Below are 23,966 nucleotides of genomic sequence, written 5' to 3'. Positions count from 1 at the left end.
AAATGTTCCTGGATGCAGATATTATCGACACAAATAAATATTGCCGCATAAGCTTCAATATCAAGCGTAAAATTTATCTTAGGGGCTACATCGCCACATGAAGAAACTTTTTACCTTATTGTTAATTATGAGCATTTCTGCGGGTTTGCTTCCCGCATCGGCACAAAAAATCGTCCCGAAGTTTCTTCGCAAAATGTACTTCGAAAAGGATACAACAAAGCACAGCAGTTTTGTGGTTTTGCCGGTACTGTCATCAGCGCCCGAAACAGGCATTGAAGCAGGCGGCGCAGGTTTATACTCTTATTACTCGGACAGCGTCCATCATGAAACCCGGGTATCTAACCTATATGCCTATGCTACCCTCACTACCAAAGGTCAAAATCGCTTAAATTTGAGTTCAGTATATTGGTCGCCGCAAAACACCTATCACCTTACCGCTTCTCTGGGCCGCATTGATTTTCCCTTTACTTTTTATGGGATAGGTAATAATACGGTTAAGGCCGATGGCGTGGACGTGGGCCAGAAACGGTATCGCTTGATGTTAGAGGCACAGAAGCTGATCGCCAAAAATATCTATGCTGGTTTAGTGGGTGGCGGCTACAAGTATGATTTTAGCAATAATGATCCAACCAGCATTTTCAATACTAACCCGCAGGTGCAAGATCAGGCTGGCGGCACCTTTTTATACATAGGCCCCAGTTTTATTTACGATACCCGCAACAACAACACCTATACCACCAAAGGCATGATGATCAATACCTATTATAATATCATGCAGGGAGTATTCGGTAATAACAGTTACCAGGGTGGCCTTTTTAATTTCGAGTATACCCAGTTTATGGCGCTAAGTAAACGTTTGGTTTTAGGGCTGGATGTACAGGAACAAAGCTTAACCGGCGCACGGTCGCCATTTTATTTGCTGCCGCAGATGGGTAGCGACGAAATGATGCGCGGCTATTACGAAGGCCGCTACCGCGACCGCAACTACCTGGCCGGCCAGGCTGAATTAAGATACCGCATAGACGAGCGCTTTGGTGTAGTAGGCTTTGTGGGTACCGGCGAGGTATTCCATTCGACTTTCACTTTCCCTGCGCTAAAACCCGATATGGGTGGTGGCCTGCGTTATTTCTTTGATGTAGAAAAGGGCTTAAGCATACGCGCTGACTACGGCATAGGCCAAAAACCAAACGGCGAACAAAGAGAAAGCGGATTTTATGTTGGATTGGGAGAAGCCTTCTAGATGTTATACGTGTTACGTTTGATGTTATACGTGAGAGAAAAAAACGTAAAACTTACAACGTCCAACGTAAAACCTACCTCATATCTTAATCACAAAATCTTCCTTAACCTGCCCTTTTCTTAAATACACCAACCCTATCCAAAACAGATCTACAGTTACCGTTACCTGCGGATGCGCTTTGATTTGCGCCCAGGCTTGTTTCATACCTTCGCTCCAATAGATATCGTCAAATATTAATAGTGTATTGTCATGTACTTTGGGCAGGCACCATTCAAAATATTTTAATGTTGCGTCTTTTTGATGATTACCATCCACAAACACAAAATCCAGCTGATCCAAACTATCGATCACACTTTTTAAGGTATCGTCAAAATTACCGGTAATTAGTTCGATGTCTTTTGTGTCCGTTTTTGTAAAACTTTCTTTGGCAACTTTGGCTGTTTCCGGGCAGCCTTCCAATGTGTAGACTTTGGCATTAGGCGCAGCTTTTTGCAGATAGATGCTGGTAGTACCCAGGCAAGTGCCCAGCTCAATGATATTTTTTGGCTGCTGGTCGGCCACCAGGCGATAGATCAATTGCGCCAGCTTGGGTGGTTTAAGCGCATTTTTAGCTATATCCCCTACCCGCTTCTGTTTATTATTATTGACGTGCGAGCCGGCACCGAGATCTGTAATAGTGATCACCCGGTCGTCATTTAACAGGCCTTTACGCACGCCTTCCACCTCGACGTATACGTTTTTGGCATGAAAATCGTATATAATTTCATCAACCAACCTGTAAACAAATGGCGAGTGCAGGCCGTGCCTGGTTTTGGCTTTTAAGCGATACAACAGGTAGTCTTTTGCGAACCGTAGATTTAACATGGTTGTAAAATTATATAAACGTTCGTATTTTAGCGGTACTAATGATTAATCTAACTGAAGTAAATTCATTAATACGTTTGCTGGACGATCCCGATCCGGAAATATATAACCACGTTCATGACAAATTGTTGTCGTACGGTAGCATAGCAATTGAGCATCTGGAATCTGCTTTCGAGCAGGCTTTTGACTCGATACAGCAGGAGCGTATTGCCAATCTGGTGCATGAAATTCAATTCGGCATTGTACAAAACGACCTGAAACTTTGGTATCAGGGTGGTGCTTTTGATTTGCTGCAAGGTATACTCATCATTAACCGCTATCAATATCCAGATCTGGATGAGCAAAAGATCATCAATCAGTTAGAAACCATTAAGCGCGATGTTTGGATCCAGATGAATAATGAAGCCAGCCCCGTAGAACAGGTTAAGCTTATTAACCACGTATTCTACCACATGCATGGCTTTAGCGGCAACACCAGTAATCACCAGGACCCGCAAAACAGTTACCTGAGCCAGGTAATGGAAATCAAAAAAGGCAACCAGATCCTGTTGGCTATTATCTACTCTATCATCGCTCAAAAACTGGACATCCCGGTGCATGGTGTAAACCTGCCGCAACATTTTATATTGGCCTACCTGGACGAAAGCAAAGAGAGCGAATTTGAAAGCGGCATTTTATTTTACATAAATGCATTCAATAAAGGTTTCATTTTTGGCCGCAGGGATGTAGATATGTTTTTGAAACAGCTTAATCTTACTTTTGATAAGCAGTTTTACGAGCCATGCTCAAATACTGATATTATTAAACGCGTACTGCGTAACCTCATCAGCTCTTATGAACATTTGGGCTCTGCCGAAAAAGTTGAGGAACTGAAGCAGCTACTATTTATATTGGATTAAAATCTGTGCACCTTATCTCAATTATAAAAAAGTATTTCTTTTTGCTGTTGGTAATTTGCAGCACACAATCGTTCGCGCAATTTAGGTTGAGTGGCACCATTAAAAATTATACCGGCCAGGCAGAACTCAAAATCAATATCCCGCTTATTTACGGTTTTGATGAGGCTAACTCCATAAAAATACCCGTTAAGAAAAACGGCTCGTTCTCTGTGACTCTACCTGTTAAGGATCAAAAATTTGGAGATCTTATCTTTCAGCAAAACTTTCATTTAATATTGCTGGGTGCCGGTAAAAGCTTAAAGGTAGAGTTGAGCGACAAAGGTTTTAAACTTATCGCCGGTAATGCATTGCCCGAAAACAACGCTTTAATGTCCGTTAATGTAAATGAATATCCTTTCTTTCTACAAAACGACGCGGCATACACCAGTTTGAGTCTAGAGGCTTTAGATCAAAAATTGGTAAAACCTTATTTTGCTATGCGCGATAAAAAAATAGCAGCAGTTAAACAGTCGGCTATTAATGCGAAAGATAAAAAACTAATTATCTCCGAACTAACTGCGGCAACCTATAATAACCTTTACGAGCTTATCCAGTTTGATCAATATAAAGAAAAATTGGAGCAATTGGTTATCAACGTATTTGATAAAGCCGACCTAAAACCAGGCATATTTCCGGCAGGACCACAGTATTATTTATTTGCCAATAACTATCTCTGGTACAAACAAACCAAATCATGGTTAAAGGTTAAGGCGCAAAATATTAAACCAAACCAACTTGTGCCTGACTATGGTATAACCGTTGCTGAAGCTGAAGGATTTAATACTAAATACGGCCCCCAGTACATCCGCTGGCTTGGCGCTACTAGGTTTTTACCCGGCCCGGTTGTTGAGCAATTGGGTTACCAATACATTAGCGATGCTGTTAAAAGCAACCGTAGTCTATTAGCCAAAACCATTGGGCAAGAATACATTAAAAAGTTCCCGAAGGGGATGTATAAAAAAGACGTCCAAACAAAACTGGCCGGGCTTAAGTAGTCGCTTTCAAAATATTGTTTTGCTGTGATGCTTTTTATTTAAGCGACTATATTGTGTCATACCCATGCAACGAAATATTCTGCATGCATAACAAATTTCATTTTCCTTTTGCTAAACACACTGTAAATTAGGTAAATTGCAATCCTGAATTATACTTAATACGTAAAGCAATGACTGATACTTTGGACATCAAAATCACCAGGACCACCAAGTCGCGTTTGGCAGAGACCGACATGAGCAACCTAGTTTTTGGACGCACTTTTTCTGACCACATGCTGGTTGCTGATTACAGCGACGGCGAATGGAAAAATTTTGAAATTGTTCCTTATGGCGAAATTACGGTCAGTCCTGGTATTTCTTCTTTGCATTACGGCCAATCATTTTTTGAAGGCATAAAGGCCTACAAACACGCCGACGGTAAGGTATCTATCTTCCGCCCAGATAAAAATGCGGCGCGCTTTAATAAGTCGGCAGAGCGCTTGTGCATGCCAACTATTCCTGAAGACGTTTTTCTACAAAGCTTAGCCGCTATTGTAGATATCGATCGCGATTGGATTCCGAGCGCAGCTGGCCACTCATTATACATTCGTCCGTTTATGTTCGCTACTGACCAATTCTTAGGTGTAGCGCCATCAAAAACTTATAAATACATGGTTTTACTTTGCCCGGTTGGCCCTTATTTTACCAAACCGTTGCGCGTTAAAATCGAAACACATTATACCCGTTCGGCTGAAGGTGGTATGGGCTTTGCTAAATCATCAGGTAACTATGGTGGTTCAATGTTCCCGGCAAAAAAAGCAACCGAAGAAGGCTTTGATCAACTGATCTGGACCGACGCAAAAGAGCACAAATACATTGAAGAAATGGGTGCCGCTAACGCGATGTTTGTAATTGACGGCAAAGTGGTAACGCCACCTGCTTTGGATACAATTCTTGATGGCGTAACCCGCGATACAGTGATTCAATTGGCACATGATTTTGGTGTGCCGGTAGAAGAGCGCAAAGTTTCTGTTGATGAAATTATTGCAGGTGCCAAAGATGGTAAATTACAGGACGCATTTGGTGCAGGCACTGCTGCAACTATCGCGCCGGTAGGCTCTATCAGTTTGAATGGAGAAGAATACAAGTTACCAGATCCGGCAGAACGCGCGTTTTCTAAAAGAGCATTGGCTACCCTGGATGCTATCCGCTACGGTAATGCGCCCGATACTCATGGTTGGAATTATGTGATCTAACGATCACAGTGATTAAAGACTAGAGGTTAGTTTTTTAATCTCAGTTTCAAGATAACAAGAAAGCCCTCGCAAACGCGAGGGCTTTTATATTTTAAAGCGGATTTATCTAATCACTAGTCTCTAATCTATCTAACTAATCCACACTTACCGTCAATCCTTCTTGTTGTAATATTTTGCGGTACACTTCAACCTCGGTAAATGAGCCCTCTAATACCGCGCATTTGCCTTCGTTATGCACCTTCCAGGCTATGCGCTCGGCTTGAGTTTCATTATAGTCAAGGTATTTAATCATGCAGTGGATAACGTGGTCAAAAGTATTATGATCGTCATTCCATAATATAAGGCGATGCAGCTCTTTAAACCCTGCCAGTAACTCCTCGAGCGTAAAGGTTTGTTCTTGTGTTTCTGTATTCGGCATAATGTAGATACAAAATTAACCAAAAAGTGCAATAAACAGGTTAAAATGTTGTTTATGTTTTGTTTTACAACACCACCTATCATGAAAAACCTCTATACTGCCTTTGCGGCAATTGCATTTACTCAGCTGTTATCGGCACATATAAGCTTTGCTCAAACCACAAGTTTAAAACCGGCGCCAGCCAATGTCAGCATTGACGGCAGCTTATCCGAATGGGGCGATACATTGAGTTACACCAACCCCGAAACCGGGATTAACTATAGTATAGCTAACGACAAAACCAATTTATACCTGGTCGTAAAAACAGATGATCCGGCACAGCAAAATGCGATATTGGCCAGGGGACTTACTTTAGGCATTGACCCAAAGGGGCGCAAAAAAGAAACATTCAGCGTTTCTTTCCCGGTGCAGGATGATGGCAATGCAGAAATTGCCCCCAACCCAACAGATCAGCAAAAGAAACAGGAGATAGTGCAAACCAAGTTAGAACGCATTAAAGCTGATGGTTTTAAAGATGTGGAGAACGATGTTTTTACCCAACAAAACTTATATGGTTTTAAAGTTGCCATTAATTATGACGCGCATGGGAATTTGATTTATGAAGAGCAGATTCCGTTATCGCTTTTTCATGCTGATATCAACCCAAAAACCGAATGGGCATTCAACATCAAATTAAACAAATCCGACCAAATAGATAAAAAGCCGAGTGGCGATAGCAGTAATCCAACTCCAGGCGGCGGCGGTGGTCGTCATGGCGGCGGCGGAATGGGTGGCGGCGGTGGTCGTCATGGCGGTGGCGGTGGAATGGGCGGTGGTGGTGGCATGGGTGGTGGTCGCGGCGGTTCAGGCAACAGCTCCGGCAGCCATGATGCAGAAGCAAAATCCGTCGATTTCTGGGCTAAATATACTTTGGTTAAAGAATAAGCGCGGCTTAGAACTTATTCTTCCACATCATACTCTCAACAGGGCGTGTGGTTTTGTTATTGTATTTAGCGTTGCTCTTGGTGTTGTATAAGGTTTCAATTTCACCCTCAACTACAAAATAAATTAGCTGGCCGATAGGCATCCCCGGATATATCCTAACGGGTTGCGCGCATGATATCTCCAATGTCCAGGTATTGCAGAAACCTACATCACCTTTACCGGCGGTAGCGTGGATATCTATACCTAAGCGGCCTGTACTTGATTTGCCCTCCAAGAAAGGTACATGTGCATGGGTTTCGGTGTATTCTACCGTTACACCCAGATACAGCGTATTGGGTTGCAACACGAAACCTTCTTTAGGTATTTCAAAGCTGTCAATCTCGTTATGCAGCTTCGCGTCCAGCACACGATCCTTGTAGGTGGCCAGGTACTTTCCTAAATGAACGTCGTATGAATTTGTGCCCAGGCATTCGCGCTGAAAGGGTTCAATAATGATGTTACCCTTATCTATTTCTTCAAGAATGCGCTTGTCAGACAGTATCATAAAACTACGAGGCTATTTTGGGTAAAATTAGAATTATTTGCTCTATGTTTGCCATGCTTTTTGCAATTTTACCACATGGCTATAGCTTACCACCAACGGGTTGATGATGATACAGAATTTGCGCTCTGGAAAATAGAGGAGCACGCAGAAGATCTGTACAACCAGTTGCAGCTAAATGATAATGAAAAAGCCTTTATAGAGAAAATCAGCAACGGTAAGCGCCATTTACATTGGTTAGGTACGCGTGTTCTATTACGCAAAATGCTGCATACTGACGAATACATAGACTGCCAGGTAGACGAGCACGGCAAACCTTATTTGGTATCGTTGCCTTATCATATATCGCTAAGCCATTCGTTTGATTATGCCGCGGTAATGATTAGCCGTAAAAGCCCGGTTGGTATTGATATCGAGCAGGTAAAAGAAAAGGTTGAGCGCATTGCCGCCCGTTTCTTATCGCCTGATGAATTGGCGTTTATTGATCCGCAGGAAAAAATCAATCACCTGTATGCCTGCTGGTGTGCCAAAGAGGCTGTTTATAAATGTCATGGGCAAAAAGAGGTATCCTTCATGGAGGACATAGCACTTAAGCCTTTTACGTTTCATACAGAGGGTCAGCTTAATGCCATTTTAACCAAAGGAACAACCAGAATAGATTATACCGTTGGATATTTGCAGTACGAAGACTACATGATTGGCTACGTAAAGGGATAAGATGAAGAATAAAAAGGTTCAGGTGCAAGATTGGGGGTTGATTGATTATAAAGAAGCCTGGGCAAAACAGGAAGCTTTGTTTAATGCCAGCATTGCGCTTAAAATGGAGATCCGTAATCGCGAGTTACAAGTTGCCGCCGGCGATCATCAATCTGAAGAAATAATCACACCTAACTATCTTGTTTTTTGCGAGCATCCGCATGTTTATACTTTGGGTAATAGCGGCAAACCAGAACATCTTTTGCTGGACGAAAAAGGCCTTGAGGAAAATCACGCCACTTATTATCATATCAACCGTGGCGGCGATATCACTTATCATGGCCCCGGCCAGATAGTTGGCTATCCTATTTTAGACCTGGATAATTTCTTTACCGACATACATTTATACCTGCGCACGCTGGAAGAAGCAGTAATACTTACCCTGGCCGATTTTGGCATTACTGCCTCGCGCTATCCAGGTTATACCGGCGTTTGGCTGGACCCCGATAATGAGCGTGCCCGTAAGATTAGCGCCATGGGGGTGCGTTGCAGCCGCTGGGTTACCATGCATGGCTTGGCGTTTAACGTCAATAACGACCTTTCTTTTTTCAAAAACATTATTCCTTGCGGTATTGACGACAAGGCCGTAACCTCCATGCAAGCCGAGTTAGGTAGAGAGGTGGATATCAAATTGGTGCAGCAACGGCTTCAAGAGCATATTGCCGTTTTGTTTGGTATGGAGATATCAGCTTAAATTTTTTAATTGCCTGATTGTTAGGTTCAACATTTAAACTAAATGTTAAAATATTTGTTTATCTTAGACAAGTGTCGTAAATTTGATGACAGATGACGCAAAAAAGGAAATAAACAATGAGCAAGTCAAAACCATATAAATTTGTCGATGATGACACCTTTGATTTAACCAATATGGTTAGAGAGGGTGTGCCTTATCCTTACTTCAACAATCTTTCAAACCAAATACATTTGGGTGTGGAAGATTGGTCGTCATATCTGCATATTTCTGAGCGTACCATACAGCGTTATAAAAAAGAGAACAAATCTTTTGATCCGCTATACTCTGAGCGCATTTTGCAAATTGAGTTGCTTTACAAAAAAGGGATCGCGGTTTTTGGTCTTGCTGATAACTTTTACACCTGGATGGATACTATCAGCCTGCCTTTAGGCAATATTAAACCTAAAGAGCTTTTAGATACAGCGTTTGGCATTACCGCGATTTACGATGAGTTGGGCCGTATAGAGCATGGTATATTTGCATGATTGTTTACCGGCTGGCCAGGCAAGCGTTTATTAATGATCTATCGGGCTATGGTGCCGAGAAAACCGGCGGACGGTGGAACAGCAAAGGCATACCCGTTTTATATACAGCTGCTTCAAGAGCGTTGGCTATGGTAGAGATCGCCGTACACGTTCCGTTAGGCATTATCCCCATTAACTATTTTATTGCTACTATCGATATCCAGCACAATGATATTGCAGAGCTACACTTAAAAGATTTGCCGCCTGCCTGGAATAGCAATCCATTTGCTAAAAGTACACAGTTATTGGGTGATGCTTTTCTGCAGAAACAAGAGCACTTAATATTGCAGGTTCCTGCCGCCAGTGTTCCCGGAGATTTTAACTATTTGATTAATCCCTGTCACCCCGACTTTAACAAAGTAAAGCTAAAGAGTATCGACCCGTTTGTGTTTGATGTGCGTTTATTTAAGCGGTAGCTCGGCCAAAAAACGCAAAAATCAGGTGATCCAAAAAAGACTTAAAAGTCAGGAAAAGTGATCCAAAGTGATCCAACTATTAAACTAGTTTTTAGATAATTATTTGATTTTCAAATGGTTGATCTTTTTAGGTGATCCAACTGATCCACATTAGCGCGTGGATCATTTCATCGCTAACACTCAGGCAAGCTAAGCGGAATATTGATAGCCAGCCCGCCATCTGCAGTCTCTTTGTATTTAGAATTCATATCCTGGGCGGTTTGCCACATGGTTCTCACTACTGCATCTAAACTTACTTTAGCATTATCCGGGTTAGTTTGGAGCGCCAGTTGTGATGCTGTTATGGCTTTGATAGCCCCCATGGTATTACGTTCTATACAAGGCACCTGCACCAGGCCGCCTATCGGGTCGCAGGTTAGGCCCAGGTGATGCTCCATGGCAATCTCCGCCGCCATCATTACCTGGCGCTGTGAGCCGCCCAAACACTCGGTAAGGGCCGCTGCCGCCATGGCTGACGACACACCAATTTCGGCCTGGCATCCGCCCATTGCTGCGGATATGGTAGATCCTTTCTTGAAGATACAGCCTATCTCTGATGCGGTGAATAAAAACTGGACAATGCGTTTATCGTCAAATCCATCGCAAAAAACAATAAAGTATTGCAGCACTGCCGGGATAACACCAGCAGCACCATTGGTAGGCGCTGTAACTACACGGCCAAATGAGGCATTCTCCTCATTCACAGCCAATGCGAAACAACTTACCCAATCCAGTATATTTTGAAAGCCGTTACCCGTTTTACGGATAGCCGCTACCCATTCATCGTAGTTATGGTAAGCATTATTGCCAATGAGCCTTTTGTTCAACTTAGCTGCGCGACGGGCTACATTTAAGCCACCCGGCAAAGTGCCTCTGGTATGACTGCCGCGGTACATACACTCAGACATCGCATGAAAGATATTCAGTACACCGCTGCGTGTCTCCTGTTCGCTGCGCCAGGCTTGCTCGTTCTCTGATACTACTTCCGATACCTTTAGTCCGGTTTTAATACACCAGTGCAGTAAATCGCCTGCTGTGTCTATCGGGAATGGCAAATCAACTTCTGCTTTGTGCTGGCTCTCTCCGCCCTCTTTCACCACGAAGCCACCGCCTATTGAATAGTAGGTTTCTGACAGACCTTTACCATTACTCAAAAAAGCCTGAAACGTCACCGCATTAGGGTGAAAAGGCAAGCTTTCATTAAACAGAAACAGCAGATCAGTATCTATCGTAAAATCTATTTCATGCTTTGCACCCAAGGTCAATTTATGCGCATCTCTGATCTGGTTGATCTTAGGCGTAACATTATCAACCGCGAACGTTACCGGGTCGTCACCACTTAGGCCCAGCAGCACGGCAATATCTGTACCGTGGCCGCGGCCGGTTTTGGCTAATGAGCCATAAAGTAAAATCTTAACTTCAGTAACCAGCGGTAACAAACCCTGATCTTCGAGAACCTGGACAAATTGCTGGGCGGCACGCCACGGACCAAGCGTATGTGAGCTTGACGGGCCGATGCCAATTTTAAACATGTCAAATACGGAGAGTTGTTCGCGTTGCATTTTAGCTAATATACGGGTAAACCGGTGCAATATTGCAGTATAACATGCATATTTAGGTTAAGCGCCTGATCAGGTGCCTAAAAGCCTTATGCCGCCTGCTTTTAAGTCTTTAATAATGCGCTCTTGCAGGGCTATCTTAACAGTCAGAAAGTCGGAAGGGTTTACCCAGATGTTAATGGTGTAACGGATGCAATCAACCTCCAAACCAATAATGCCGACGCGTATAGCGGGCGTTTTAATTACTCCCGGGATAGCGTTCACTGCGTCAATCATGATCTGTTTGGCCTGTTCAACATCTACGTAATACCCCAGCTTAACTTCAAAATCCAAACGGCGCTTACCTTGACGAGTGTAGTTAACTATTACCTCATTAAACAGCTTACCGTTGGGTATAATGATGGTTTTGTTATCAACCGATAAAAGAACTGTATAAAAGATCTGTATCGATGTTACTTTGCCTTCCTGCCCCTGCGCCAGGATGCTGTCATCCAATTCAAAAGGCTTTAGCAACAGAATGAGCACTCCGCCAGCGAAGTTCTGGAATGTGCCCGATAAGGCTAAGCCTATTGCAACAGTAGCGCCACTTAAGATTGCTGTAAATTCGGTAAGTGGAATACCAACCGTCATCAATACCACAATCAACAGCAATACGTAAAGCGCTGTTATGGATAGACTAATAAAGAAGGGTTGTAAAGAAGAATGCAGCTCTCGCTGACTCATTCGCTTGCGAATGCGACTGCCTAAGAACTTAATAACTTTAAGGCCGATAAGTAATATCGCAAAGGCTATTACTACTTTAACGCCGCTAACAATTAACCACTGGTAGACGGAATTGACAAAATCGTGTAATATCTTCATAACTGAAGCACGAAGTTACAAATTTTTAGCGTCCGTAGATAGATACAAAGAGCTCAAAGCCTTTGTAAAACACCCAGTCGACCACTGTGGTGCGTATTTGTGTGGTTGTTTCTTTAAGATGTTTCATTTGGGTAGCTATATTCAATTGTTGTGCCGTGCTTTTGCGATTGTAAAATTAAGGCTTGAATGTTACCGATTTGTTAATAATTAATCATTTGATTAACAAATGACTGATCGTTTACGCCTTGATGACAATGAGTTATGTTTAGCCAAAGCTTCAGCCTGTCTGCAATAACATACAGCGCTACGGTTCAATGGTGTTTTGTTTCACGTGTGTATGTACCAGATGAAACAAGTGAAACAGTATTTTCATATAACTAATTGCAAATAAGCAAACTATGTAAAATCAGTGAAACAAAATGAAACAACAAAAAATACTTTAGGTCATTTTTTGTTTCACCTCTAATAAATTCATCTCAATAAAAAAGCCCCGTCTGGTAGACGGGGCTTCAATATTAATAAGCTTTGAGAGCTTGATATTACATCATGCCACCCATGCCGCCGCCGCCCATTGGTGGGCCTGCAGGAGCATCTTCAGGATCGTCAGCCAATACACATTCTGTTGTTAACAACATTGATGCAATTGAAGCTGCGTTCTCTAACGCTACACGGCTTACTTTAGTAGGATCAATAACACCTGCACCAATCAAGTTTTCAAACTTGTCTGTACGGGCATTATAACCAAAGTCATTTTTACCTTCTTTTACTTTTTGTACCACGATAGAACCTTCAATACCTGCGTTCTCGCAGATTTGACGTAGTGGCTCTTCGATAGCACGACGGATGATCTGGATACCAGTATTCTCGTCCTCATTATCGCCTTTCAGATCAGCTAAAGCAGATACTGCGCGGATGAAAGCAACACCACCACCAGCTACGATACCTTCTTCAACAGCTGCACGGGTTGCGTGTAAAGCATCGTCAACACGATCTTTTTTCTCTTTCATCTCAACCTCTGATGCTGCACCGATATATAATACGGCAACACCACCAGATAATTTAGCTAAACGCTCTTGTAATTTTTCTTTATCGTAATCAGATGTAGTGGCTTTGATACCTGCCTGGATCTCAGCAATACGGCTCTGGATCAGATCTGAACTACCTGCACCATTAATGATGGTAGTGTTGTCTTTATCGATAGAGATCTTTTCTGCCTGACCTAAGTCGCTTAATTCAGCAGATTCTAATTTGATACCTTTTTCTTCAGAGATTACAGTACCACCGGTTAAGATAGCAATGTCTTCTAAGATGGCTTTACGGCGATCGCCAAAACCCGGTGCTTTAACAGCAGCAACTTTTAGTGAGCCGCGGATCTTGTTTACTACTAAAGTAGATAATGCTTCACCATCCAAATCTTCAGCAATAATTAATAAAGGTTTGCCGGTTTGTACTTGTTTTTCCAAAATCGGCAATAACTCTTTCATTGAAGAGATTTTTTTGTCGTAGATCAAAATGTAAGGGTTTTCTAACTCAGCTTCCATTTTGTCTGTATTGGTAACAAAGTAAGCAGACAGGTAACCGCGGTCAAACTGCATACCTTCAACAGTCTTAACTTCAGTTTCTGTACCTTTTGCTTCTTCAACAGTAATTACACCGCCTGTACCAACTTTTTGCATTGCATCAGCAATCATTTCGCCAATAACGTCATCGTTGTTAGCAGAGATAGATGCTACTTGTTTAATTTTGCTAAAGTCATCGCCTACGTCCTGAGCTTGAGTTTTCAAGTTTTCAACTACGGTTTTAACAGCTTTGTCAATACCACGTTTTAAATCCATTGGGTTTGCACCGGCAGCTACGTTTTTAATACCTGCAGTAACAATGGCTTGCGCTAATACAGTTGCAGTAGTAGTACCGTCACCTGCTATATCAGCAGTTTTAGAGGCTACTTCTTTAACCATTTGAGCACCCATGTTTTCGATAGGGTCCTTCAATTCAATTTCTTTTGCTACAGTAACACCATCTTTAGTAACTGCCGGCGAACCGAATTTTTTATCGATGATTACGTGACGACCTTTTGGACCCAACGTTACTTTAACCGCGTTAGCTAAGATATCAACACCTCTTTTCAGGGCGTCTCTTGCTTCAACATTATATTTTACTTGCTTTGACATGCTTTTTGTTAATTTTTGATTTTATGACTTGATGAATTATCGACTGATGAATTATTAACTAATTCAACAATCACTCATTCACTAATTATTATAATACGATGTAAATATCAGATTCTCTCATGATCAGGTAGTCCTTACCTTCGATGGTTACTTCCTGGCCGGCAAACTTTCCGTACAAAACTTTATCGCCAGATTTAACTGTTAACGGAATCAAATTACCTGTAGAGTCAGCATATCTGCCAGGGCCTACAGCTACAACTGTACCATGTTGAGGTTTTTCTTGAGCAGTTTCAGGGATGTAAATACCAGAAGCAGTTTTTGTTTCGGCCGGTGCAGCTTCCACTACTACCCTGTCTCCGATAGGTTTAATGTTTAATGACATACTAATATTATTTTTTGGTTATTAAGTTTATTCGTTTGCTTGCTTTTACACATCAATTATGCCAATTGCATAATTGACATTGATATACTGTTGTATTGTCAGATTTACGTAATCCGGCTATTTTTTTGTCGGCTTTAATTAATTGGGTAGTGTCATGATGACAGTACATGAAAAAGGCTTTGAAGTGAAACCTCAAAGCCTTTTCTATTAAGTTGTTCTTACAGCTTATTTTTTAGCTGGTAATGTCAATGGTGCCTGGCCTGCAGGAGCCGACGGTGATGCTACCGGAGCTTTCAATGATTTTTGGATCTGATCCTGATATTGCGAATCAACCTTAGTTGAACCGCTTTTGCTTACCACGTTAATGGCTAAAGATAATACCATTAAAGTGATAGCTAAAACCCAGGTACCTTTTTCTAAAAAGTCGCCGGTTTTTTGCACACCCATTAATTGAGATGAGTTTGAAAAATTTGAAGTTAAGCCGCCACCTTTAGGGTTTTGAATAAGTACGATAAGCCCTAAAAGCACACACACTATCACAACAATGATTGATAATACTAAATACATTTCTTTATATTAATTTATTTTATTTTCTAAATATTCAATTTGGCCTGCAAAGTAAAGGCTTTTTTCCGGATATTTCAACATCAATTTTTTATAGGTGATGATGGCTTTGTGATACAGCATTTGCTCGGTATAAATACGTGCTAATGTTTCGGTTACCAGCTCTTCTTTATCCTCCGAACTACGCTTAGCTTTATTCTCATTATCCAGCTTAATATCTGTTGGATGTTTGATGTGTGGTTCTTCCTGTATAAAGCGCTCTATGATCTTATCTTCTTTACGTGTCGATATTTTAGTCGCGTTTGCATCCAGATCAGTAAATGCGGTATTGCTTACAATATTTTGGTAATACTGTTTCTGTAATTCATCAACTACCGGGCGTGCTGCTTGCGGTTGTTTTGCAGTTGCGGCACCTTGTGCTGCAGTAGCATTACCGTTAGCGGCATAGGGTTGATAGATGTATGCGTGCTCCTTGCGGGTTTTATCCAGCCACCACATAAAACTATAAGGCATTTTTTCGTCATTATATCTTGACAGGTCATCTTTATAATACGGGCCGGGGTATTCTATCAGTTGCGATTGATCTTGTTGCGGAGCCGGTGCATATGCTTGTTCAGCGGCAGTTTGTTGCAACTGTCCTTGTCCGGCATCACCCGAAATTTCAGGTTCAAAAACAAAATAATTTTCGTCCGGTCCGTTTCCATCCTGACCCTGACCTCCTCTGTTTAAGATAGCCAGTTGCTCTAAGCCAATATCTTCTATGCTGACAATCTCGTCGTAAACTTCATCCTCAATAGGCTGATGAAAGTATCTTACCTGATCTTCCTCATAAGACGAAACAGGCTCGGGTGCTGCTGTCAGATCAGTTTTCGCCATGTACTCTTCGTACTCTTTGGCGGCTTCATTTTTATATTCTTCAGACACAGATGTCTCGGTCTGCGGCACATACTCTTCATGAAAAGCCACAGCAGCAACTTCGGCAACAGACTCCGGATAAACTTCCGGCTCAGGCTTTACTTCGGTATAATTAGTATACGTTGGATGAACGTGATCCTCTTCTTCTTCGTTAATATAAACGGGAACATTTTCGCGTGATGAATCAACAACAGGTTCGGGCGCTGCATTCGCTATTTCTATTGGTTCGGCAAATGTTGGATGTGCTTCTGCTACCCTTTCTGTAGCGGTATCATCAACTACGGGCGTGTATTCAGTTTCGGGTGTTGGCTGCGGCGGTACAAAAGGTTCGGCATACGGCACCTTAAAATGCACATCGCTTGGTGTTGCAGGCGCCACATCGCTAAAAATAATTTGTTCCGGCGATACCCGTCTCAAGCTATCTGGCGCAGTAGCCAGCTTATGCAGTACAACCGGGTTAAAATAAGCGGCAGCGTGTTTTACGTAACGCCTGTCTCCGTTAGGCATTAACAATGCATGTAATGCTCCGCTTTGCGGATAGTCTGACACTAACGATTGTAGATTAAAGATATAGGAGTGATTAGGATCAGCCGGGTTGGCTAAAAGCTTCCATAAAAATTCGTACTCTGCGTTGTCTACTTGCTGATTCACGGGGATGAAGCTATAAAATACTTACCAATTATTAAAGGCCTTATTAAAAATATCGTCTATTAATTGTGTAGTAACAGTTTTTATCAAAGCTTGTTCTTGCGTAGTGATATCGCCCTGGAAGTTGATTGTCTTCGTAAAATCCTGATCAAAGTTCAATTTTTTATCGGCATCATAAACAAACTTTACGTGTACACGTATGGACAACACTTCGGCGTTGGCAATGGGCGGAGTATTAGGGTTTGTGGCCTGTATAGAAGCCGGTGCGTAAGAGTAACCTGTTATAGACCCCGTCATATTAGCATTGCCTTCGCCATTAACAATGCTTAAACTTGTGGTGGTGCGGATACGGGTTTTCATCGCCTCGGTAAAATTCTGGCTGAGGTTGGCTACCACAATAGGCGCGTTATTTTCAAAGAAACCCACGTTAATGGTTTTCATATTTGGCGGCACTGCCGATCCGGTTAAAGTATAACAACCCGGCGACACAAATACCAACACGGCTAACATCAACCCTAAACAAACACTAAACAATTTTTTCATCAACCTTATAAATTTAATTCTTTTATTTTTCTGTACAGCGTACGCTCTGATATGCCCAGCTCGTTTGCAGCCAGCTTACGTTTACCCTTGTGTTTTTTAAGTGCTTTACGTATCAAATCAGATTCTTTTTCGACTAAGGATAATGACTCTTCTACCTCCTCGGCATCATGAGTAATATTATAGCCGTCGTTGTTATTAACGGGTTGTTGAATGGTAAATTGTTGGTCGGGATTACCCGGCATTTCAATATCGCGGTATAGCTGGTTAATAGCCTGAGAATGATTGGCAAAGCTTGGTGTTACGCCGCCGTGTTCAATAATATCGGCTACCAATTTTTTCAGCTCCACCATATCGCGCTTCATATCGAACAGCACTTTGTACAATATATCGCGCTCGCTAAAATCTTCTTTAGGCTGATTGTCCAGGCGCATAGGCAGGTTTTTGCCGTTAGCTTCCTGCGGGATGTAAGTAAGCAGCGTCTGCGCGGTTATGACATGGTCGCGTTCTAACACCGCCAGCTGCTCGGCCATGTTTTTTAACTGGCGCACGTTACCCGGCCATGAGTAATTAATCAAAACTTGCTGTGCCTCTTCATCCAATTGAATAGCCGGCGTGCGGTATTTATCGGTAAAGTCTGACGTAAATTTTCTGAACAGCAGGTAAATGTCTTCTTTGCGATCGCGCAATGGTGGGATGCGCAAAGGCACAGTATTTAAGCGATAGTACAAATCCTCGCGGAATTTTCCGTTTTTAACGGCGTCATACACATCAACATTGGTTGCTGCGATAACCCGTACATTGGTTTTTTCGACTTTTGATGACCCTACTTTGATATATTGACCAGACTCCAACACACGCAGCAAGCGCGCCTGGGTGCCCAGCGGCATCTCGGCAATCTCATCTAAAAATATAGTACCGCCATTTACCGTTTCAAAGTAACCCTTACGCTCGCCAACGGCGCCGGTATAAGCGCCTTTTTCGTGACCGAATAGCTCTGAATCGATAGTACCTTCTGGTATAGCGCCGCAGTTAACCGCAATAAACGGCCCATGCTTACGCGGACTCATCTGGTGTATAATGTGCGAGAAAACCTCTTTACCACTACCACTCTCCCCTGTTATTAAAACAGAGATATCGGTAGGTGATACCTGGTTTGCAATATTTATAGCCCGGTTTAACAAAGGCGAGTTGCCAATGATGCCGAAGCGTTGTTTTATTTCTTGTATCTCCATAGTGTTAGAATCAAGAGTTTAGAATCAAGATTCGAGATGTTTTTTGTCGTTTAATTATGTAACAGGTGACTATTGTTTATTAGTCAACAATAGAACCCATTAGCGTCGCTGTAGTGCATTGTTCAGCAATTACGTTTACGTACATACCCGGTTTAAATCTCTCGTCTACCGGGAAAACCATCATAGCGTTTTGATCTGTACGGCCGGCATAATCGTTCTTTGATTTTTTAGAGAAGCCCTCGATCAATACCTTTTGCACTTTACCTATTTGCTGTTGTAAACGCCCCAGCGACATTCTTTGCTGTAACGCAACAATTTCTGTTAACCTTGCTGCTTTTACTTCCTCGGGAATATCATCGGCGTAACGTTTGGCAGCTAGAGTACCTGGGCGCTCAGAGTACATAAACATATAGGCAAAGTCATACTGTACATATTCCATCATGCTTACGGTTTCTTTATGCTCTTCGTCAGTCTCGGTGCAGAAACCGGTGATCACGTCTGTCGATATCGCACATTCAGGCATAATGCGACGGATAGCATCTACACGATTAATATACCATTCGCGGTCATAAGTTCGGTTCATCAACTCCAGTATCCGGCTATTGCCAGATTGTACCGGCAAGTGAATGTATTTGCAAATGTTATCATGCTTAGCCATGGTGTATAACACCTCGTCAGTAATATCTTTTGGATGCGATGTCGAAAAACGTACGCGCAGATCTGGATGCACTGCGGCAACCATTTCTAAAAGGTTAGCAAAGTTGACCGCCCCCTCTAAATCTCCCCCGGTAGGGGAGACTTTTTGATCAGCTTCTTCTAAAGCCCTCCCTTCCGGGGAGGGTTTGGGAGGGGCTGATTGGCTCCATTTATAACTATCCACGTTCTGCCCTAACAAAGTAACCTCACGGTAACCTTTATCAAACAGATCCTGGCATTCATTTACAATAGAGAATGGATCGCGGCTACGCTCGCGGCCACGGGTAAACGGCACTACGCAGAATGAGCACATATTATCGCAACCACGCATAATGGATACAAAAGCGTTAATGCCGTTGGTATTTAAACGTACCGGGCTTATATCCGCATAAGTTTCCTCGCGCGACAGCAGTACGTTTACGGCTTTTTGGCCGCTATCTACCTGTTCTATCAGGTTAGGCAGGTCGCGGTAAGCATCAGGGCCCACTACAACGTCTACCAGCTTTTCTTCTTCTAAAAATTTAGATTTTAAGCGCTCGGCCATGCAGCCCAGCACACCTACTACCATCCCCGGATTTTTGCCTTTAGCCACCTTGAATTCTTTCAGGCGGTTACGTACGCGGGTTTCGGCATTTTCACGGATGGAACAGGTGTTAATAAAAATCACGTCGGCGTTATTAAAATCGCCGGTGGTTTCAAATCCACTTTCAGACAAAATGGAGGCAACAATCTCGCTATCAGAAAAATTCATCGCGCAGCCATAACTTTCAATGTAAAGTTTACGCCCGTTATTTTTCCCCGCAACCGGGTCTAATAACAAAGCTTCACCTTGTCTGCTCTCGTCATGTGTCTTATCCTGAGAAATCAAATCCATCATTGTTTATAAAAATTTGAGCAGCAAAAATACATAAATTTTGAATAACAGATGACAGATTGGCAGAATTATGAAATTAAATAGACACGCCAGACCAATTGTAATATTCTTAGGAGATGTAAGACATTTATCACAAAAGCGCCGCTTTGCTGTTAACTAGTTTCAAAGCAGACAATTAATGACCGAGCAACCTACCCGAAAATATACCATCCGCATATGGCCAATAGTAATATTGGTGCTGATATTTGCACTTGGCGGTACCGGCTGGTACCTCTATAAACGTTATATAGACGGCGACAAGTGGAAACCTTTATTGCAAGCCAAGTTAAAGGACCTGATACTTAAATCGACCGATAGTTTGTACCACATCGAGTATTCTGATTTTGATTTAAACTTAGCCTCGGGCGACGCCACGCTTTCTGATTTTAAACTAGTGCCCGATTCGGCGGTGTATAACAAACTAGTTGCCGAGCGTAAGGCGCCCGATAACCTGTTTAACCTAAGCGTTAAAAAACTCACTATCAAAAATGTCGGCGCAAAAAAAGCCTATAAAGAAAAGATCCTGATCATTAATAACATCACAATTGATAAACCAGATCTCACCATTATTAATAAGCGTTACAGCTTTAATGATACGGTGAAGGTTGGAAAGCCTAAAACTCCATATCAGATTATTAAAAGTGTCTTTAAACAATTACGCATAGATTCTATATCACTAAAAGACATCAGCTTAAATTACATTAACAAAAGCAACCCGGTAACTAAGCAAACTGCGCTAAAACATCTGGATATTAATATATCCAGCATATTAATAGATTCGCTTTCGGCTTTGGATAATTCCAGGTTCTATTATACCAAAGGCATTGAATTTATAGTACACGATTACAACATCGCCACTCCCGATAGCCTATATACCGCAAATTTAAAACAGATCTATTTCTCGACTGCTAAACGCGAGATCATACTGGATAAAGTAAACTTTACCCCACGCTATAACCATACCGATTTTTATAAAAAACTGGGCACCTCCGGCGATATTTTCACTTTAAAATTTAAGAAGATAGCCATTACAGATATCGATTTGCAACGCTTTCTGCGCGATCAAAAATTATATGCCGGTACTATAGATATAGACAGGGCCAATGTTGAGATCTTTAGCAACAGTAATTACAAGGGCAAAAAGACCATCAAAATTGGCAAAGATCCCCAGCAGGCCTTGCAGCGTGTAGCGTTGGATATGAAGCTAAACAAATTGAATCTTACCCATAGCAACATTATCTACTCGGAGCTAGACGCTACTACTCAACAAATTGGTGTAATTACTTTCAATAATACCAGCGGGCAGTTTTTTAACGTTACCAATGATGCGGATGTTAAAAGGAAGAACCCATTTATGATTGCACGCGTTAATACGCACTTTATGAATGCAGGGCCACTACAGGTAAACTTTAAGTTTAACTTAAACGCTAAAGACGGCGCCTTTAACTACTCGGGTACACTGGGTAAATTTGATGGGCGGATATTGGACAAGTTGGTTAAACCTTTGGCGCTGGTACACGTAAAAAGTGCCGATGTGGAAAAACTAAGCTTTAACGTTAACGCCAGCAACTATGGCGGTAAGGGCCACCTGGAGTTTTACTACAAAAATCTGAATGTCGAACTATTAAAAAAGGTAGATGGCAAAGCCCAACTGCAAACCCAGGGCTTTATATCAAAAGTGGCTAACACCTTAATTATTGACGACGACAACCCTGATAAAAAAGGAAATTTCAGGCCCGGGCCGATTGACTTGAAGCGCGACCCAACCGTATCATTCTTTAGCTTTTTATACAAAGGATTACTTGACGGCTTGAAACCCAGTGTTGGTTTCAGCAAAAAAACCGAAGGTACCGTGAACAAAGTAGTTACTAAAGTGACTACCTTGGTTGATAAGTTTAACAAGTTTAAAGCTGACAGAAAACAACGTAAACTAGAACGACAGGCGCGCAGGCAGGCTAAGCGCGACTCGATAGCAAACCTTAAAAAACAGTAGGGAAACACCAGATGGCGTTAAAATTTTTGAAGCACAAGTGGCACAAAGTAACGCTAATTGGTTCGGCTATATTTCTGGTATTGCTATTTGCTGCGGCCTTTTTGGTAAACAGCTATTGGTCGCCCATTCTCTCCTCTAAGGTTAAAGACTCAGTAATCAGCGCTACAGATAGCTTGTATAAAGCTGATTTTTCTGATGCCGAACTAGACGTGTTGGAGGGGCGCATACTCATTTACAACATCAATTTAAGTGTTGACACCCAGGTTTACAATCGGCGCAAGGCGCAGGGACTGGCACCCAATAACCTGCTCAATGTGCATGTAAAACGATTGATCCTCTCACATATCCACCCGTTTAAATTATATTTTGAGCACGTTGTTGACATCAGTCGCATCTCCATTACCTCGCCTAATGTGCAGATGAGCTATCTGCTTAACCATACCAAAGATACCATTAACAAAGACCATCGAACCGTTTGGCAAAAAATCTCCAAAACCCTAAAATACATTCATGTTGGCGAGATCTTTTTAAGCGACATCAAGTTTAAATACAAAGATTATTCGGGTAATAAACTGGAAGTCTCTGAGCTTAAAGAAATGAATGTACAGGCTACAGATCTGTTGATCGATTCGGCCACGCAAACCGACAACAGCCGCTTGCTTTATTGTAAAGACATTATTGCCGATTTAAACGATTACAAAGGAATAACACCCGATGGCTTATATAAATACAATATCAAGCAATTAAAACTATCTACCCGTATATCGCAATTGATGATACATGGGCTGAATTTTGAACCAGTAAACAAGCGTACTTTTTTTGAGAAGACGATGAATGACAGGTTTACTTTTGGTATCGACTCGTTGTGGATCAACAATTTCGATTACCTGCGCTATCACAAATACCGCATCATGAATGCCTCTAGCCTGGTAATTCACAATGGCGATTTCAGTTTATTTAATAACCCCAACAAGCCCGCATCGCATAAGGACAAAATTGCGAGTTTTCCCAACGTGGTTATTTACAAAATCTATCCAGATTTAAAAATTGATACAGTAAGGATCAAACATCTCGATGTAACCTACGCTGAGCATAACAGGCAATCTAATCTGGATGGCAGTATTCACTTTAACAATACCTCGGGTACACTCCTGAACGTAACCAACAATAAAGAAGCACTGCAAAAAAACAATATCGCCCACGTAAACCTGACAACCTATTTCATGAATCGTGGAAAACTTGAAACTGCGTTTAACTTTAACCTCACTGATAAAAACGCACGCTACGACTACAAAGGTCATTTAGGGCCAATGGAATTATCGGCTGTTAACGAGGCTACGATGCCTTTTGCTATGGTCAAGATTACGGCAGGTACATTAAAAAGTTTTGATTTTGCTTTTAAGGGCAGCCGAAAAGAGGCTAAAGGAAAGGTTACCTTATTGTATAATGATCTTAAAGTAAAGATTCTTAAGCCAGATAGCGTTAACTCTACGCTTAAAAATAAAATGCTGGTATCGTTATTTGCCAACCTATTCATTTTGAAGCATAATAACCCAGATGGGCCGGGGCAAATTCCGCGCACCTTTAACGTAGATTTTAAACGGCCTATAGATTTCCCTTTCTTTAAATCTGTTTGGCGCAGCATGTTGCTGGGCTTAAAGCCATCTGTTGGTTATGACGAGAAAACGCAAAAAGCGGCCACGGCACGTATGGCGCAAGGCGAGCTGAACAAGAAAAATCGTAAGATCAAAAAAGCCATACGCCAGCAAAAACGTGCGGAGCGAAAACATAAGCGCGCGCTTGAACAGCAACAAGAAGAAGCTGAAAAAGCTGCGAAAGGCAAGCACTAAGATTTCTTTTTCGTTG

The 23,966-nt window shown here is 42.1% G+C and carries 23 protein-coding genes; 11 read left to right on the top strand and 12 right to left on the bottom strand.

The genetic code is table 11. The features are described from left to right. Positions 1-97 precede the first annotated feature (97 nt). A complete protein-coding gene (locus HB679_RS11410; protein WP_214072111.1) occupies positions 98-1,240 on the top strand; it encodes a BamA/TamA family outer membrane protein in 1,143 nt (380 codons plus the stop codon). A 78-nt stretch (positions 1,241-1,318) separates the two neighbouring features. Here the strand turns inward: HB679_RS11410 and HB679_RS11405 are convergent, their stop codons facing one another. Continuing rightward, entirely contained in the window at positions 1,319-2,104 is a 786-nt protein-coding gene (locus tag HB679_RS11405) for a class I SAM-dependent methyltransferase (RefSeq protein ID WP_214072110.1), read from the bottom strand. A 41-nt stretch (positions 2,105-2,145) separates the two neighbouring features. On the opposite strand from HB679_RS11405, the gene HB679_RS11400 reads away from it, so the two are divergent. The 3 genes from HB679_RS11400 (at position 2,146) to HB679_RS11390 (ending at position 5,272) form a co-directional block, all read left to right on the top strand. Then, positions 2,146-3,003: a transglutaminase-like domain-containing protein gene (locus HB679_RS11400; protein WP_214072109.1), complete on the top strand. Its 858-nt coding sequence runs from the start codon at positions 2,146-2,148 to the stop codon at positions 3,001-3,003. Between the two features lie 5 nt (positions 3,004-3,008). After that, positions 3,009-4,037 (top strand): hypothetical protein, encoded by a 1,029-nt coding sequence (locus tag HB679_RS11395; RefSeq protein ID WP_214072108.1) that lies wholly within the window; start codon positions 3,009-3,011, stop codon positions 4,035-4,037. 170 nt (positions 4,038-4,207) lie between these two features. After that, positions 4,208-5,272 carry a branched-chain amino acid aminotransferase gene (locus HB679_RS11390; protein WP_214072107.1) on the top strand — a complete coding sequence of 355 codons (1,065 nt, stop codon included), beginning with the start codon at positions 4,208-4,210 and terminating at the stop codon, positions 5,270-5,272. 133 nt (positions 5,273-5,405) lie between these two features. Here HB679_RS11390 and HB679_RS11385 read toward each other — a convergent pair whose 3' ends face one another. Next, a complete protein-coding gene (locus HB679_RS11385) occupies positions 5,406-5,690 on the bottom strand; it encodes an ATP-dependent Clp protease adaptor ClpS (protein WP_214072106.1) in 285 nt (94 codons plus the stop codon). Between the two features lie 81 nt (positions 5,691-5,771). Here HB679_RS11385 and HB679_RS20690 point away from each other — a divergent pair, with 81 nt between their 5' ends. Continuing rightward, positions 5,772-6,614: a hypothetical protein gene (locus tag HB679_RS20690; protein ID WP_275952033.1), complete on the top strand. Its 843-nt coding sequence runs from the start codon at positions 5,772-5,774 to the stop codon at positions 6,612-6,614. Positions 6,615-6,621: 7 nt separating this feature from the next. Here the strand turns inward: HB679_RS20690 and dcd are convergent, their stop codons facing one another. Next, positions 6,622-7,158: a dCTP deaminase gene (dcd, locus tag HB679_RS11375; RefSeq protein ID WP_214072105.1), complete on the bottom strand. Its 537-nt coding sequence runs from the start codon at positions 7,156-7,158 to the stop codon at positions 6,622-6,624. A gap of 75 nt (positions 7,159-7,233) precedes the next feature. Here dcd and HB679_RS11370 point away from each other — a divergent pair, with 75 nt between their 5' ends. From HB679_RS11370 to HB679_RS11355, 4 genes are all read left to right on the top strand, one after another. Then, positions 7,234-7,872, top strand: a complete 639-nt coding sequence (locus HB679_RS11370) for a 4'-phosphopantetheinyl transferase superfamily protein (protein ID WP_214072104.1) — start codon at positions 7,234-7,236, stop codon at positions 7,870-7,872. Position 7,873: 1 nt separating this feature from the next. Continuing rightward, positions 7,874-8,605: a lipoyl(octanoyl) transferase LipB gene (gene lipB, locus HB679_RS11365; RefSeq protein ID WP_214072103.1), complete on the top strand. Its 732-nt coding sequence runs from the start codon at positions 7,874-7,876 to the stop codon at positions 8,603-8,605. A gap of 116 nt (positions 8,606-8,721) precedes the next feature. Then, positions 8,722-9,129, top strand: coding sequence for an antitoxin Xre-like helix-turn-helix domain-containing protein (locus tag HB679_RS11360; RefSeq protein WP_214072102.1), 408 nt, complete (start codon positions 8,722-8,724; stop codon positions 9,127-9,129). Next, positions 9,126-9,584, top strand: a complete 459-nt coding sequence (locus HB679_RS11355) for an RES family NAD+ phosphorylase (RefSeq protein ID WP_214072101.1) — start codon at positions 9,126-9,128, stop codon at positions 9,582-9,584. Before HB679_RS11360 ends, HB679_RS11355 begins: the two co-directional genes overlap by 4 nt. 173 nt (positions 9,585-9,757) lie before the next feature. Here HB679_RS11355 and HB679_RS11350 read toward each other — a convergent pair whose 3' ends face one another. From HB679_RS11350 to HB679_RS11310, 9 genes are all read right to left on the bottom strand, one after another. Next, positions 9,758-11,185, bottom strand: a complete 1,428-nt coding sequence (locus tag HB679_RS11350; RefSeq protein ID WP_214072100.1) for an L-serine ammonia-lyase — start codon at positions 11,183-11,185, stop codon at positions 9,758-9,760. A 69-nt stretch (positions 11,186-11,254) separates the two neighbouring features. Next, entirely contained in the window at positions 11,255-12,043 is a 789-nt protein-coding gene (locus HB679_RS11345; RefSeq protein WP_214072099.1) for a mechanosensitive ion channel domain-containing protein, read from the bottom strand. A gap of 539 nt (positions 12,044-12,582) precedes the next feature. Beyond that, positions 12,583-14,214 carry a chaperonin GroEL gene (gene groL, locus HB679_RS11340; protein ID WP_214072098.1) on the bottom strand — a complete coding sequence of 544 codons (1,632 nt, stop codon included), beginning with the start codon at positions 14,212-14,214 and terminating at the stop codon, positions 12,583-12,585. 88 nt (positions 14,215-14,302) lie between these two features. Next, positions 14,303-14,596, bottom strand: a complete 294-nt coding sequence (locus tag HB679_RS11335; protein WP_214072097.1) for a co-chaperone GroES — start codon at positions 14,594-14,596, stop codon at positions 14,303-14,305. A gap of 225 nt (positions 14,597-14,821) precedes the next feature. Beyond that, on the bottom strand, positions 14,822-15,163 hold the full coding sequence (secG, locus tag HB679_RS11330; protein ID WP_214072096.1) for a preprotein translocase subunit SecG: 342 nt from the start codon (positions 15,161-15,163) through the stop codon (positions 14,822-14,824). Between the two features lie 9 nt (positions 15,164-15,172). Beyond that, a complete protein-coding gene (locus tag HB679_RS11325; protein ID WP_214072095.1) occupies positions 15,173-16,726 on the bottom strand; it encodes a hypothetical protein in 1,554 nt (517 codons plus the stop codon). 21 nt (positions 16,727-16,747) lie between these two features. Continuing rightward, a complete protein-coding gene (lptE, locus tag HB679_RS11320) occupies positions 16,748-17,266 on the bottom strand; it encodes an LPS assembly lipoprotein LptE (protein ID WP_214072094.1) in 519 nt (172 codons plus the stop codon). A gap of 5 nt (positions 17,267-17,271) precedes the next feature. Beyond that, complete coding sequence (locus tag HB679_RS11315; RefSeq protein WP_214072093.1) at positions 17,272-18,498, bottom strand: sigma-54 dependent transcriptional regulator; 1,227 nt, start codon at positions 18,496-18,498, stop codon at positions 17,272-17,274. A 79-nt stretch (positions 18,499-18,577) separates the two neighbouring features. Further along, positions 18,578-20,071 (bottom strand): MiaB/RimO family radical SAM methylthiotransferase, encoded by a 1,494-nt coding sequence (locus HB679_RS11310; RefSeq protein WP_214072092.1) that lies wholly within the window; start codon positions 20,069-20,071, stop codon positions 18,578-18,580. Positions 20,072-20,246: 175 nt separating this feature from the next. Between HB679_RS11310 and HB679_RS11305 the strand changes: the two genes are divergently transcribed. Continuing rightward, entirely contained in the window at positions 20,247-22,100 is a 1,854-nt protein-coding gene (locus tag HB679_RS11305; RefSeq protein WP_214072091.1) for a hypothetical protein, read from the top strand. 11 nt (positions 22,101-22,111) lie between these two features. Continuing rightward, positions 22,112-23,950, top strand: coding sequence for a hypothetical protein (locus HB679_RS11300; protein ID WP_214072090.1), 1,839 nt, complete (start codon positions 22,112-22,114; stop codon positions 23,948-23,950). The last annotated feature ends 16 nt before the right edge of the window (positions 23,951-23,966 follow it).

Source organism: Mucilaginibacter sp. dw_454 (assembly GCF_018449775.1).
In the GTDB taxonomy this organism is placed as follows: Bacteria; Bacteroidota; Bacteroidia; order Sphingobacteriales; family Sphingobacteriaceae; genus Mucilaginibacter.
The sequence above is the reverse complement of the archived record's forward strand: the minus strand, read 5'-3'. Positions and strand labels throughout refer to the sequence as shown.